The organism is Tumebacillus permanentifrigoris (assembly GCF_003148565.1).
Lineage (GTDB): Bacteria > Bacillota > Bacilli > Tumebacillales > Tumebacillaceae > Tumebacillus > Tumebacillus permanentifrigoris.
The window spans coordinates 60,646-74,056 of the sequence record NZ_QGGL01000022.1; the positions used below are offsets into that span (position 1 = coordinate 60,646).

At 56.1% G+C, this 13,411-nt stretch carries 12 protein-coding genes and 1 rRNA gene; 12 read left to right on the top strand and 1 reads right to left on the bottom strand.

From position 1 onward, the window contains the following. Nucleotides 1-4: 4 nt before the first annotated feature. On the bottom strand, nt 5-739 hold the full coding sequence (locus C7459_RS20055; protein ID WP_109691076.1) for a polysaccharide deacetylase family protein: 735 nt from the start codon (nt 737-739) through the stop codon (nt 5-7). 165 nt (nt 740-904) lie between these two features. Here C7459_RS20055 and C7459_RS20060 point away from each other — a divergent pair, with 165 nt between their 5' ends. The 12 genes from C7459_RS20060 to C7459_RS20115 all read left to right on the top strand — a co-directional run. Further along, nucleotides 905-1,471 (top strand): stage II sporulation protein M, encoded by a 567-nt coding sequence (locus C7459_RS20060; RefSeq protein WP_170119576.1) that lies wholly within the window; start codon nt 905-907, stop codon nt 1,469-1,471. A gap of 192 nt (nt 1,472-1,663) precedes the next feature. Beyond that, complete coding sequence (locus tag C7459_RS20065; protein WP_109691063.1) at nt 1,664-4,165, top strand: putative bifunctional diguanylate cyclase/phosphodiesterase; 2,502 nt, start codon at nt 1,664-1,666, stop codon at nt 4,163-4,165. Nucleotides 4,166-4,323: 158 nt separating this feature from the next. Further along, complete coding sequence (locus C7459_RS20070) at nt 4,324-5,115, top strand: basic amino acid ABC transporter substrate-binding protein (RefSeq protein ID WP_245884656.1); 792 nt, start codon at nt 4,324-4,326, stop codon at nt 5,113-5,115. A gap of 90 nt (nt 5,116-5,205) precedes the next feature. Next, nucleotides 5,206-5,871 (top strand): amino acid ABC transporter permease, encoded by a 666-nt coding sequence (locus C7459_RS20075; RefSeq protein ID WP_211320432.1) that lies wholly within the window; start codon nt 5,206-5,208, stop codon nt 5,869-5,871. Further along, the gene (locus C7459_RS20080; RefSeq protein ID WP_109691064.1) at nt 5,868-6,590 is read left to right on the top strand and encodes an amino acid ABC transporter ATP-binding protein; all 723 of its coding nucleotides are present in this window, start codon (nt 5,868-5,870) and stop codon (nt 6,588-6,590) included. Before C7459_RS20075 ends, C7459_RS20080 begins: the two co-directional genes overlap by 4 nt. Nucleotides 6,591-6,719: 129 nt before the next feature. Beyond that, a complete protein-coding gene (locus C7459_RS20085; protein WP_109691065.1) occupies nt 6,720-6,920 on the top strand; it encodes a cold shock domain-containing protein in 201 nt (66 codons plus the stop codon). Nucleotides 6,921-7,065: 145 nt separating this feature from the next. Next, nucleotides 7,066-7,617 (top strand): ribosome hibernation-promoting factor, HPF/YfiA family, encoded by a 552-nt coding sequence (gene hpf, locus C7459_RS20090; RefSeq protein WP_109691066.1) that lies wholly within the window; start codon nt 7,066-7,068, stop codon nt 7,615-7,617. Between the two features lie 128 nt (nt 7,618-7,745). Further along, on the top strand, nt 7,746-8,894 hold the full coding sequence (locus C7459_RS20095; protein ID WP_109691067.1) for a hypothetical protein: 1,149 nt from the start codon (nt 7,746-7,748) through the stop codon (nt 8,892-8,894). Between the two features lie 50 nt (nt 8,895-8,944). Beyond that, a complete protein-coding gene (locus C7459_RS20100) occupies nt 8,945-9,208 on the top strand; it encodes a hypothetical protein (protein ID WP_109691068.1) in 264 nt (87 codons plus the stop codon). A 176-nt stretch (nt 9,209-9,384) separates the two neighbouring features. Next, complete coding sequence (gene secA, locus C7459_RS20105) at nt 9,385-11,820, top strand: preprotein translocase subunit SecA (RefSeq protein WP_109691069.1); 2,436 nt, start codon at nt 9,385-9,387, stop codon at nt 11,818-11,820. An 18-nt stretch (nt 11,821-11,838) separates the two neighbouring features. Next, nucleotides 11,839-12,964, top strand: a protein-coding gene (gene prfB / locus C7459_RS20110; protein ID WP_109691070.1) for a peptide chain release factor 2 whose coding sequence is annotated in 2 segments (ribosomal slippage) — nt 11,839-11,919 and nt 11,921-12,964 — 1,125 coding nt in all. Because the reading frame shifts where the segments join, the coding sequence is not laid out codon by codon here. A 260-nt stretch (nt 12,965-13,224) separates the two neighbouring features. Next, a 16S ribosomal RNA gene (locus C7459_RS20115) occupies nt 13,225-13,411 on the top strand; the annotation flags it as partial.

The following is a 13,411-nucleotide window of genomic DNA, read 5'->3' on the forward strand; positions in this document are numbered from 1 at the left end:
TCTGCTATTCAGCTTTGCTGGTCACGTTGGCGTTGGCGAGCAGTTCGCTGACGGTGAGGAACTCGTAGCCCTTGGCTTTGAGCCCGTCGATGATGCGCGGCAGGGCGTCGATCGTCTGCAGCGCGGAGTCGGAGGCGTGCATCAGGATGATGTCGCCGGGCACAGCTTTGGTCACGACGCGCTCGACGATCTTGTCAGCGCCCGGGCGCATCCAGTCGCGTGAGTCGGTGGTCCATTGCACAACGGTATAGCCCATCGCGTTGAGTTTGGCGATCACGCGCTTGTCGAACGCCCCATTTGGGGTGCGGATCAGGTTGGTTTTCACACCGGTCGCGTCAAAAATCGACTGTTCCGACTTGGTCACTTGTTCTTGAATCCACTCGTTCGGATACTTCGGGAAGTCATCGTGTTTGTTCCCGTGGTTGCCGATCTCGTAGCCCAACGACTTGATCCGTTTGGCGATCTCCGGGTGGGTGGTCGTCCACGGGCCGGAGAGGAAGAAAGTCGACTTTTTGACGCCTTTTTGTTCGAGGATGTCGAGGATCGGGCCCGGCGCTTTCTCTCCCCAGGAGATGTCGAAGGTGAGGGCGACGATTTTTTTCTCCGTGTTCACTTTGTAGATCGCGCCTTGGGGGGCGGGTTGCTTGGTGGCGGTCGCTGGTTCTGCCGTTGCAGGAAGCAGCGTACCCTTCGTATCAGACTGACTGAAAACGACCCCGGCGAACAAGGCAGCCGTCATCAACAACACGCCGGCTTGTTTGAGAGTGCGCTTTTTGTGCAAGCGTGATGCACCTCCTGTATGTAGAATCTCGCGCTTATACTCTATGGCAAAGCTCGTCCGTTTATGCGAAAGTAGAGAGGAATGGGAAAAGGAGCGTGAGTGCCAGTGCGGTGCTTTACCGTATTGCGTCAGAATAAAAACTACCTCTGGCTCGCCTTGGGTCTGTTTGCACTGGGTTGGGTGCTCGGGGCGTTGTTTACCGAACAGATCTTTGCACTGGTGAAACCGTCGCTGGAGCAACTGCGCGACATCGCTGAAAAAGCGCAAAACAAAGGCGGTGCGTACACCTCCGGAGTGATCTTCACCAACAACCTGCGCGCCACGGTGACGATGCTGGTGCTCGGCATCCTCGCCTGTGTGCCGACGATGATCACGCTGGTGATGAACGGGATGATGATCGGGGTGATGTTAACCCAAGCCGGGGGCCACTTCTGGGGGCTGGTCACATTTGGCATCCTGCCGCATGGGATTTTTGAGATGCCGGCGATCTTCATCGCCAGCGCGTTCGGGATCAAGCTCGGTCGCGTGTTGCTCGTGCCGCTGGTCGAGAAGACCCGCTGGCAGAGCTTCAAGTTCGTCTGGCGCGAAGTGCTCAGCATCGGGTGGTTTGTCGTGGTGCTGCTGATCGTGGCGGCCACGGTGGAAGGGCTGGTCACGCCGGTGTTGTTGCAGACGTTTGTTCTGCACTAATTGCCCACCAAGGGGAGAAAAAGGACTCGTCCCGATGGACAGAGTCCTTTTTTTATGCACTTTCGCTATCAATGAGAGGACGGTTCTGCTAAAATATAAATATACTGATACTGACAACCTCTTACATTTACAAGAAATAACCTTACAGGAGCAGTCAGCGTGTAAAATCTGGGGTTCTGACTTGGAGGCGCTATGAAGACTCTATTTCATGACGTGATCATGTCCAATATGGACTATATTGTCTTTGTTGCCATCGTAGGAGCTTTTTTTCTGTCGATCGAACTGATCATGCACCGCTATATGCGGTCGATCGGATTGACCAAGCCTGTCCTCGGTGAGAAGTTTTCGATGGGTCGAGCCCCGGTGGTGGCAGCGGTGATCGTGTTTGCGATCTTGTTTGCGGGCTGGTTTGTCGTCGAAGATGGCGGAGAGCAACAGGGGCTGGCGAACAAGCGTTTGGTGGAGGGGATTGCCCCGACTTTTTCCTATGAGTTGCAAAAGATGGGACACCAGCAGATCCGCATCGCGACACCGCCGAACGATCCGATGTACCAGACGATTTTGACGATGGTCAGCAAGTGGTTGGCGATCAACCCAGAGATTGAGCGCATCTACACGCTGCGTAAATTGCCAGATGGAACGAATGTATTTGTGATCGCACCGGAGACGTTTGAAGGCGATGTGCAACACCATCGCCCGCGCAAGGAACGCACGCCGATCGGACAACCGTATATGGTGGAGAGTGTGGAGCTGGAGGACGCGTTTCACGGGGAGAAGACGTTCCGCATCCCATTGGGGTTGGAGGCTGGCGAGACGATCTCCGCCTATGTGCCGATCGTGGACAAATTCGGCATCACGGAAGCGGTGCTCGGGATCGATTACGACGCGGCGATCTGGGAGAGCAAGATCTCGTCAGCACGGCGCAATTTGATGTTTTTCTTGATCGTGTTGTTGATTCCCGTCCACACCACCTATTGGGTCGTGTTTACGACGCGGGTGGAGCGCTTCCGCTTGAAACACCACGCCAAGGAGTTGTCGGAGAGCGAGGACCGCTTCCGCAAACTGTCGAACGCGACGTTTGAAGGGATCGTCATCGCCGACGAGGGGCAGATCATCGATGTGAACCAGACGTTTGCCTCGATGTTCGGATACAAGCAGTCGGAGATGCTCGGCATGCCACTGCTCGGCCTCGTCGACACGTCGTCGCGGGCGGAGTTGCAGGACTTCATCCTCTCAGAGGACGACGTCTCCTATGAGATTCTCGGGTTGCGCGCCGATGGCACGCAGATCGCTATCGAGCTGGTCGGCACGCCTTGTTTCTATGAAGGCCGGATTGCTCGCGTCGTCGCCGTGCGCGACATCACCGAGCGCAAGCAGGCGCAGGAGATCATCAACCACATGGCCTACCACGACACGCTGACCAACCTGCCGAACCGCGTGCTGTTCAACGACCGGCTCGCCGAAGCGTTGGAACTGGCGGCGCGGGAAGGTCAGAAGCTGGCAGTGATGTTCCTCGACCTCGACCGCTTCAAGCTCGTCAACGACACGCTGGGCCACACGATGGGCGACAAGTTGCTCAAAGGCGTGGCGGCGCGCGTCAGCCACTGTGTGCGGGCGGGCGACATCGTGGCCCGGATGGGTGGCGATGAGTTCACGATCCTGTTGCCGAACTTGCAGAGCGAGGACGAAGCGGTGGAGATCGCGCAGAAGGTCATCCAAGCGCTGGCACAACCGTTTGTCATCGATGATTACGAACTGCATACGACGACCTCGATCGGGATCTCGCTGTACCCGGAGGACGGTCAGGATACGCAGGTGTTGATGAAAAACGCGGACACTGCGATGTATCGCGCCAAGGACCAAGGACGCAACAACTACCGCTTCTACGCGCCGACGATGAACATGCGCGGCATCGAGCGGTTGGAGTTGGAAAATGGCTTGCGCTATGCGGTGGAGCGCAACGAGTTGGTCGTGTACTACCAACCGCGCGTCAACATCGTGACCGGGCAGATCATGGGCATGGAGGCGTTGGTGCGCTGGGAGCATCCGCAGCTCGGTCTGGTCAGTCCGGGCCAGTTCATCCCGCTCGCGGAGGAGACCGGCCTGATCGTGCCGATCGGGGAATGGGTGATGCAGACCGCCTGCCGTCAGAACAAGGCGTGGCAAGAAGCGGGATACCCGCCGATGCATGTCGCCGTCAACCTCTCCGCCCGGCAGTTCCAGCGCCCAGGGTTGGTCGAGCGCGTCCGTGAGGTATTGGCCGAATCGAATCTCGAACCGCAATACCTCGAATTGGAGATCACGGAGAGCATCACGATGCACGATGTCGATTTCACGATCGCCACGCTGCGGGAGCTGTCCAACATGGGCGTGCTGATCTCCATCGACGATTTCGGCACGGGGTATTCCTCGCTGACCTACCTCAAGCACTTCCCGATCAACACGTTGAAAATCGACCAGTCCTTTGTCCGCGAGATCACGATCGACCCGTACAATGCGGCGATTGTGACCACGGTGATCTACCTCGCGCAGAATTTGAAGCTCAAGGTGATCGCCGAAGGTGTGGAGACGGAGGAGCAGTTGTCGTACTTGCGCGACCACGAGTGCGACGAGATGCAGGGCTACCTGTTCTCGCGTCCGGTGCCCGCCGATGAGTTTGAGAAATTGCTGAAGGCGCGGCAGATCATTGTGTAGACACCCTGAAAATGGGTGTCTTTTTCATATTGCATATCCATTCTGTTTTGTGTATTATTATTTTCTGTATACGGAAACTGTAAGAATCATATACAATAAAGTAGAATTGTCAGACAGATATAAAGAGGGAACTCACGAGAAACAGGGGGACGCAATCGATGATGAAGAAAAACTGGAAGACTCTGATGCTGACGGGAACCATGATTTTAGGCATGGGCTTGTTTACGGCTGGTTGTGGTTCTTCGACCACGAGCAGCACCACGAACAGCGCAGAGAAAGAATACGTAGTCGGTACGGACGCTTCGTATGCACCGTTCGAAGCGATGAACAGCGAAAAGATCGAAGGCTTCGACATCGACGTGCTCAGCGCGGCGGCCGAGGCGGGCGGTTTTAAAGTCACCTTCAAAAACACCCCGTGGGATGGGATCTTCCTGACGTTGAAAAACGGCGAGCGCGACATCGTCGCATCGGCGGTCACGATCACCGACGAGCGCAAAAAAGAATTCGACTTCTCCGACCCGTACTTCGATGCGACGCAAATGATCGTATCCAAGAAAGGCAAGGAATTTAAAACTTTGAACGACCTAAAGGACAAGAAGATCGCGGTCCAAAACGCCACCACCGGTGACGAAGTGGTCTCCAAACTCCTCGGCCAAGACAACCCGAACATCAAGCGCTTTGAAAATATGCCGCTCGCGCTGCTCGAACTGAAAAACGGCGGTGTCGATGCAGCGGTGGGTGACAATGGCGTCGTGCTGGAATACGTCAAATCCAACGGCAATGGCGATTTCGTCACGGCGGTTGACAGCGGATTTGCCACGGAGAACTACGGCTTTGCTCTGAAAAAGGGCAACACCGAACTGCAAAAGAAACTCAACGACGGCATCAAAAAGATCAAAGACAGCGGCAAACTCGACGAAATCAACAAGAAGTACGGTTTCAAAAAGTAAGCCTTGCTCCGCAGTTGAAAAGGCGTAGACCCGATGGGGCCTGCGCTTTTTCACCATATGTACTCGAGATCCTGTTAGGGGAGCGATACCATGTTGTCAAACATTCGTTGGGATGCACTCAGCCAGTACTTTCCGCTGTTTCTAAAAGGCATTGTCACAACCGTTGAGATCACCGTGATCTCCGTCTTGATCGGCGTCATCCTCGGTCTGTTCGCGGGGATGGGTCGGCTCTCTGTGCATTGGTATGCACGGCTCGTTCCGAACTTGTATGTTGGATTTTTCCGTGGGACGCCGCTGTTCGTGCAGATCCTGCTGATTCACTTCGCGGTGTTGCCGGCGATCTTCGGCAAGACGCCACCGGCGATGGTGTCGGGGATCGTGGCTCTGTCCTTGAACGCAGGCGCGTATATCGCGGAGATCTTCCGCGCAGGCATCCAGTCGATCGACCGTGGGCAGATGGAAGCGGCTCGATCGCTGGGGATGTCGCAGGGTCAGGCGATGTTCAACATCATCTTGCCACAAGCGGTGCGCCGCATGTTGCCGCCGCTTGGCAATGAAGCGATCATGCTGCTGAAGGATTCCTCGCTGCTGGCGGCGATCTCGCTGCCGGAAGTGACGTACTACGCGAAGTTGATGGCCGGCAAGACCTACCTCGCGTGGGAACCGTACTTGACGATCGCTCTGATGTACCTCGTCCTGACGCTGGTGTTGGCGCGTCTGGTCAAATTCCTGGAGAGGAAGTATGGCACCGTATGATTACTGTTCGCAACCTGCACAAGTCGTTTGGACAGCTTGAAGTTCTCAAGGGCGTGGATTGTGAAATTCGCGAAGGCGAAGTGGTCTGTGTCATCGGTCCGTCCGGTTCCGGGAAATCGACGTTCCTGCGTTGCCTGAATCGTCTGGAGGAGATCACCTCGGGTGAGGTGTCTGTGTTTGGCACGAACATCGCGGACCCGAAGGTCAACCTGAATCTGATCCGCACCGAAGTCGGGATGGTGTTCCAGCGCTTCAACCTGTTCCCGCATATGTCGGTGCTCGACAACATCACGCTGGCGCCGGGCAAGGTCCGCAAAGTGGACAAGGAGTCGGCCAAGAAACAGGCGTTGGAGCTGTTGCGCAAAGTCGGGCTCTCCGACAAAGCCCATGCGTTTCCGAATCAACTCTCCGGGGGGCAACAGCAGCGTGTGGCGATCGCCCGAGCGCTGGCGATGAACCCAAAGGTCTTGCTGTTCGACGAGCCGACATCGGCGCTCGACCCGGAGATGGTCGGGGAAGTACTCGATGTCATGAAAGCGCTGGCCAAGGAAGGGATGACGATGGTCGTCGTCACGCACGAGATGGGATTTGCCCGTGAAGTCGGGGATCGCGTGCTGTTCATGGACCAAGGCTACATCATGGAAGAGGGCAAGCCTGAGCAGTTGTTTGGCAATCCGCAGAACGAACGGACGCAAAACTTTTTGTCCAAAGTCCTCTAAGCCCCTGCATAAGGAGGGTGTTTGTGGCGCACTCTAGATATCAACCTCTCGAGTCTGCAAACGCACTTTTTAGAACACCCGGGCAGATTGAAGTGAGGGGCCGGGTAAGCTTAGGAGGAATCGAAACACATGCAAGGTACTGTGAAATGGTTCAACAATGAAAAAGGGTATGGCTTCATTGAGCGTCCAGACGGTGATGACGTATTCGTCCACTACTCCTCGATCCAAAACGAAGGTTTCAAAAGCCTGAATGAAGGCGATGTCGTGGAGTTCGATATCACGACCGGCAGCCGCGGCCCGCAAGCGGAGAACGTTCGCAAGCAGCCGTAGTCGGTGGTGAAAAAAACCTCAACCCATGTGGGTTGAGGTTTTTTATATTTTTGTGCAATTATTACCAAGTTTTTGTCGTATCGTGAAGGAGTATGAGCCGTGGATATGGAATACTATAAGTACGAAGAGAAGGGAGGAGTACTTCATGAAAATTCAAGTACGCGGTAACCATCTCGATGTAACCGAAGCCCTGCACGACTATGTGGACAAGAAAATCGGGCGACTGGAGAAGTTCTTCCAAGATGCATCTGGACACGCGGTGCATGTCACCCTGTCCGTGGTCAAGGACCTTCACACTGTCGAGGTCACGCTGCCTTTCAATGGCTTCGTGATTCGTGCCGAGGAACGCTCCACAGACATGTACGCCTCCATTGATGCTGTCTCTGACAAGGTGGAGAAACAGATCAAGAAACACAAGACCAAGCTCAACAAGCGCATGCTGCAGGAAGGCATCCACACCCTCTTCAAAGAGGTGGAGGAAGTTCCAGCTCGTGCTGCTGCTCACGACGACGAGGATGAAGTCGTTCGCGTGAAGCGCTTTGCGGTGAAGCCGATGCCGCTTGATGAAGCGATTATGCAGATGGACATGTTGGGTCACGATTTCTTTGTCTTCACCAACTCGGAGTCCGAGGAAGTCAATGTAGTGTACAAACGCAGAGACGGCCAGCTCGGCCTGATCGAGCCGACGTTCGCGTAATTGGTTTTTTAGATAAAAAGGTCAGCCTCCGATGGGGGCTGACCTTTTGTGTCATTTTGTTTGGTGTCATTTTAGGTGGAAGCCTGTCGAATCATTTCTCGGGAAATAGTAGAGGGAGGCGAAAGTGCGTGTTGGCGGTGGTGATGAGTGGCGGGTACGGATACACCGACAGCGCCGGGGAAATCCTACAAGCGATGAGCGCCCTACGCAGAGGGATGGCGCTCGACTTGGTGGAGCGGCTGGCCACGGACGCCCGCGTGCGATGCGTCGTGGTGACCGATGATCAGGAGCTCGTGCATGGCGTTCAGGCGCTGGGCGCTGGGGTGGTGTGGACAGGGTGGGCGAGTGAGTCGAGTGGATCAGGCGATTTCGAGTTTGGTGTTGGCTTGGGGTTTGATTGGTTGCGCGCCTTGCATGAAGCTGTGCGGAGGTTTGGGGGCGATTCGGAGGAGGCGGTTTTGGTGGTCGGCGGGTGTGGGGCTCCCTTTTTGACGGAACAGGGGGTGCGGGCGCTGGTCGAGATCGATGGCCGTGGCGTCTGGCAGAACAACCGCATGTCGCCGGACATTGTGCTGGTGCGACCTGGGGCTGCTGTGTTCGCTGTACAGGTTTGCCGCAATGACAACGAATTCGGATTCGCGCTCGAATCACAGGCGGGGCTCCCGGTTCACTACTTTCCGCCGGAGCTAGGTCTGTTTTTCGACGTGGACACCCCGCTCGATGCGTTGCTGGCCGCCACCCATCCGGCGGCGGGGGAGCGCCTGCGCGTGACCTCGACGTTTTTGCCACAGCGGGTTGGGCTTGAGCAGTTGCTCGCCGTCCTGCGGCGCACCGACTACCCAGACATCGCTCTGCTCGGACGGGTCCATCCCGTTGAAGCAGAAAAGTTCGGACAGGCGCTCGGGCTGCGCATCCGGGTCTTTTCCGAGGAGCGCGGGATGAAAGCGCTCGGCCGTGTGGAAAAAGGTCTCGTGCGCAGCCTGATCGCAACGCTGCTCGACGCGCGCGGCGAAGAAGCGTTTTTTGCCGAATTGGGCGGGATGGCATCCGCTGTGCTCTGGGACACGCGCGTCCTGTTCGCCCACAAAGGGCTGGAGCTCTCCGATCACGATCGATTCGCCGCCGACCTCGGACTCGTGGAACAGATCCGCGACCCGTTCCTCCGCCGCTTCACACAAGCTGCGCAAACGGCGGGGTTTCCGGTGCTCACGGGCGGGCAGGCGCTCGTCTCGGGCGCACTGCGATTGCTTCGCGAGTCCACGAAAGTCGAAATCTAGTCACCTGCCCAAGCACCTCCGCATAGTGTAGAGTACGGAGGTGACAGTCGATGACCGTATGGCTGTGGGTCTTGAAGTTTTTTGTGTTCCTCGTCGTGTTTCGCCTCGTGCAGATCGGCATCTGGAATTTCCGGCGCGTGTTCTATGTCCATCCGCTGGTGACCGATCTGCTCGTCACGATCCTCGCGGTCGTGGTGCTCGCCACCCTGAGCGGCACTGGCTGGTTCGCGCTGCTCTCGATCGCCATCCTGCTCGGCATCATCCGGGGCGATCAAGAGCACGGCGAGACCACACCCCGACGGCAACTGATGTAATTCCACTTCGCACCGTGCGGGTGACCTTGTTGGGGTCACCCGGCTGTATTTTTACATATTATTTAACTATGGACATTTGCAGTTGTATCTCGATGGTGAAAAATGATACAATTTTATACTAAGACGATCTGTCTGCATTTCCTGATTGTCGCTATGTCTGAGAGGAGTGAAAGCTCATGTTGGGCCTCCTGAAAAAGCTTGTTGGAGACAGCAACGAACGTGAAGTTAAACGGTTGTTCAAAACCGTCGAGAAGATTAACGGTCTGGAACCAAACATCCAGACTCTGAGTGACGAACAACTCCGGGGCAAGACCTTGGAGTTCAAGGAGCGTTTTGCAAAAGGGGAATCGCTCGATGCGATCCTCCCGGAAGCATTTGCCGTCGTCCGCGAAGCAGGTAAGCGCGTCCTGGGCAAGCGTCATTTCGACGTGCAGCTCATGGGGGGCATGGTCCTGCATTCCGGTCGAATCGCGGAGATGCGCACCGGGGAGGGGAAAACCCTCGTCGCCACCCTGCCGTCCTACCTGAACGCGATTTCGGGGAACGGCGTGCATGTCATCACCGTCAACGACTACTTGGCGCGTGTAGGGTTTGACGAGATGGGGCAGATTCACCGCTTCCTCGGCCTGACTGTCGGGTTGAACATCGGCGGCATGGACCACGGCTCCAAGCAAGCAGCGTATGCGGCTGATGTCACGTATGGGACGAACAACGAGTTTGGGTTCGACTTCCTGCGCGACAACATGGCGTTGTCGATTGGCGAGATGGTGCAACGCCCGCTGAATTTCTGCATCATCGACGAAGTGGACTCGATCCTCATCGACGAAGCGCGTACCCCGCTGATCATTTCGGGACAAGCTGAGAAGTCGACGGAGCTGTACTTCCGCGCGAACATCTTTGTCGCGGGTCTGCGCAACGAAGTGGATTACACCCACGATGAGAAGGCCAAGTCGGTCATCCTCACAGACCAAGGTGTGAAAAAAGCGGAGCGCTACTTCGGCATCTCCAACTTGTTTGACCAAGAGAACATGCTGGTCAACCATCACATCAACCAAGCGATGAAGGCGCATGTCACCATGCATCGCGACAAGGATTATGTGGTACAGGATGATCAGATCATCATCGTCGACGAGTTCACCGGCCGCCTGATGCATGGCCGCCGCTACTCCGACGGTCTGCACCAAGCGCTGGAAGCGAAGGAAGGCGTGCGCGTTCAGAACGAGTCGAAAACCCTCGCGACGATCACGCTGCAGAACTACTTCCGCGGCTACAAAAAGCTCTCCGGGATGACCGGTACGGCGAAAACCGAGGAAGAGGAGTTCCGTTCGATCTACGGCATGGACGTGCTCACGATTCCGACGAACCGTCCGAATGCGCGGATCGACATGCCAGATGCGATCTACAAAAACGTCCGCGGCAAGTTCAACGCGGTCGTGAAGGATGTCATCGAGCGGCATGCCAAGGGGCAACCGGTGCTCGTCGGGACCACCTCGATCGAGAAGTCGGAGTATCTCTCCAGCCTGTTGAAAGCGGAAAAAATCCCGCACCAAGTCCTCAATGCCAAACAGCATGAGAAGGAAGCGGCGATTGTCGCACTCGCAGGTCAGCGTGGCGCGGTCACGATCGCGACCAACATGGCGGGCCGTGGTACCGACATTCTGCTTGGCGAAGGTGTCGAGCAGATCGGCGGTCTGCATGTCATCGGGACCGAGCGGCACGAATCGCGTCGGATCGACAACCAGTTGCGCGGTCGTTCGGGCCGTCAAGGGGACAATGGTTCCTCGCAGTTCTTCCTGTCGCTTGAGGATGACCTGATGCGTTTGTTCGGTGCGGAGAATATCATGAACGTGATGAACCGTCTGGGTCTGGAAGAGGACCAACCGATCCAAGCGGGCATCGTCTCCAAAGCGATTGAGAGCGCACAAAAGAAAGTCGAGGGCAACAACTTCGACATTCGGAAGCACGTTCTCAAGTACGACGATGTCATGAACCAACAGCGGATCGTCATGTACAAGCAACGCCGCGAGATCCTCGAAGTCATCGACTGCCAACATGTTGTCAAAGACATGTACCAAGAGCTCGTTGAAGCGACGATCGAGCAATACTGCCCGAAGGAAGTCGTACCGGAGGACTGGGACATCCCGGCGCTCATCGAGTATGCGGAGACGCGTTTCCTCGGGGAGGGCAAAGTTACCGAGGATGAACTGCGCCAGTATGCGACCCAAGAAGAGATGGTCGAGTTGTTCCAAGAACTCGTGCAAGAATCCTATGACGAGCGGGAACGGATGCTCGGCGAGGCAGCGATGCGCGAGTTTGAAAAAGTCATCCTGCTGCGCGCGGTTGACTCCAAGTGGATCGACCACATCGATGCGATGGAACAACTGCGCCAAGGCATCCATCTGCGTGCTTACGGCCAGCGCGACCCGTTGATGGACTACAAGTTCGAAGGCTACGAGATGTTCGAGGAGATGATTTTCAACATCCGCGAAGAAGTCACGACCTACGTCTTCAAGTCCTACATCGGTGTGCAAGCGCCGCCGAGCCCGATGGCGGGTCTGGAAACCGTCACGATCGGCCCGAACGAAGAAGGCCGCCCGGAACGAAGCGAATAATCAGGAGTGGTGATCACAATGGCAGCCCAAACTTTTGGTGAACTGCGACAAGAGCTCAAAAATACAGCCAAACGCTTGGCGGACATCGGGAGGTCTCTTTGACCTCCCAGGCAAAAAAGCTCGGATCGCCGAGCTTGAAGAAGCGATGTCCACGCCTGCTTTCTGGGATGACCAGGAATCGGCTCAGAAAGTGATCAGTGAGAACAACTCGCTCAAAGGCAACGTTGAACGGATGGAAAAGTTCCATGCGGAATACGAGGATTTAGAAGCGATGATCGACCTTGCGCAGGAAGAGAAGGACGAAGACCTTTTTCTCGAATCTGACAAGGGCGTGACCGCGATCAAGGCCGACCTTGAGAAGTTTGAGCTGGAATTGCTGCTGAGTGACCCGTATGACAAAAACAACGCGATCCTCGAACTGCATCCAGGGGCAGGCGGAACCGAGTCTCAGGACTGGGCGGAGATGCTGTACCGGATGTACACCCGGTGGTCGGAGCAACACGGCTACAAAGTCGAAGTGCTCGACTATCTGCCGGGCGAGGAAGCGGGGATCAAGAGCGTCACGATCTTGGTCAAGGGCTACAATGCGTTTGGCTATCTGAAGGCCGAGCGCGGCGTACACCGTCTGGTGCGGATCTCGCCGTTCGACTCGTCAGGCCGCCGACACACGTCGTTCTCTTCGGTGGATGTGATTCCCGAGATGGATGACAGTGTGAACATCGAGATCCGCGAAGTCGATCTCAAGATCGACACCTACCGCGCGACGGGTGCGGGCGGTCAGCACATCAACACGACCGACTCGGCGGTGCGCATCACGCACATCCCGACCGGCGTGGTGGTGACCTCGCAGGCGGAGCGTTCCCAGATCAAGAACCGTGCAGCTTGTATGAAGGTCTTGCTGGCGAAACTCTATGAACTGGAGCGCAAAAAGCAGGAGGCGGAACTTGCCGCTTTGCGTGGCGAGCACAAAGAGATCGGATGGGGCAGTCAGATCCGCTCCTATGTCTTCCACCCGTATTCGCTGGTCAAGGACCATCGCACCGGTGTCGAGATCGGCAATGTGCATGCAGTCATGGACGGAGAGCTCGACCCGTTCATCGATGGCTTCCTGCGCAAACAGATCGAGACCAAACGCGAGGATTAGGAAAAAAAGAGGCTTCCGCGCTGTGTGCGGGGCCTCTTTTTCTTGGTTTTGTTCGAGAATGCGCGTTGAGTTGGGGAGCGGTGCCGTGGTAAGATGAGTCCTGTCGCCACGAGAGATTGAGATTTGAAAGGTTTGAGATTGTGGTTGACAGGATAGAATTGATATGGTAGTCTAATAAACATCGCCTCTGAGCGATGCATTTGATCCTTGAAAACTAAACGAGTGATAGATGAGAATCGATTCGAGCCTTGAATCAAACTTTAATTGAGAGTTTGATCCTGGCTCAGGACGAACGCTGGCGGCGTGCCTAATACATGCAAGTCGAGCGGACTGATTCGGAGCTTGCTTCGAGGATGTCAGCGGCGGACGGGTGAGTAACACGTGGGTAACCTGCCTGGCAGACTGGGATAACGCTTGGAAACGAGTGCTAATACCGGATGATCTCTT

What these genes read in the sequence shown, in the direction of transcription:
- C7459_RS20055 (WP_109691076.1), bottom strand. Translation starts at nt 739, where the DNA reads ATGACGGCTGCCTTGTTCGCCGGGGTCGTTTTCAGTCAGTCTGATACG.
- C7459_RS20065 (WP_109691063.1), top strand. Translation starts at nt 1,664, where the DNA reads ATGAAGACTCTATTTCATGACGTGATCATGTCCAATATGGACTATATT.
- C7459_RS20070 (WP_245884656.1), top strand. Translation starts at nt 4,324, where the DNA reads ATGATGAAGAAAAACTGGAAGACTCTGATGCTGACGGGAACCATGATT.
- C7459_RS20075 (WP_211320432.1), top strand. Translation starts at nt 5,206, where the DNA reads ATGTTGTCAAACATTCGTTGGGATGCACTCAGCCAGTACTTTCCGCTG.
- C7459_RS20080 (WP_109691064.1), top strand. Translation starts at nt 5,868, where the DNA reads ATGATTACTGTTCGCAACCTGCACAAGTCGTTTGGACAGCTTGAAGTT.
- C7459_RS20085 (WP_109691065.1), top strand. Translation starts at nt 6,720, where the DNA reads ATGCAAGGTACTGTGAAATGGTTCAACAATGAAAAAGGGTATGGCTTC.
- hpf (WP_109691066.1), top strand. Translation starts at nt 7,066, where the DNA reads ATGAAAATTCAAGTACGCGGTAACCATCTCGATGTAACCGAAGCCCTG.
- C7459_RS20100 (WP_109691068.1), top strand. Translation starts at nt 8,945, where the DNA reads ATGACCGTATGGCTGTGGGTCTTGAAGTTTTTTGTGTTCCTCGTCGTG.
- secA (WP_109691069.1), top strand. Translation starts at nt 9,385, where the DNA reads ATGTTGGGCCTCCTGAAAAAGCTTGTTGGAGACAGCAACGAACGTGAA.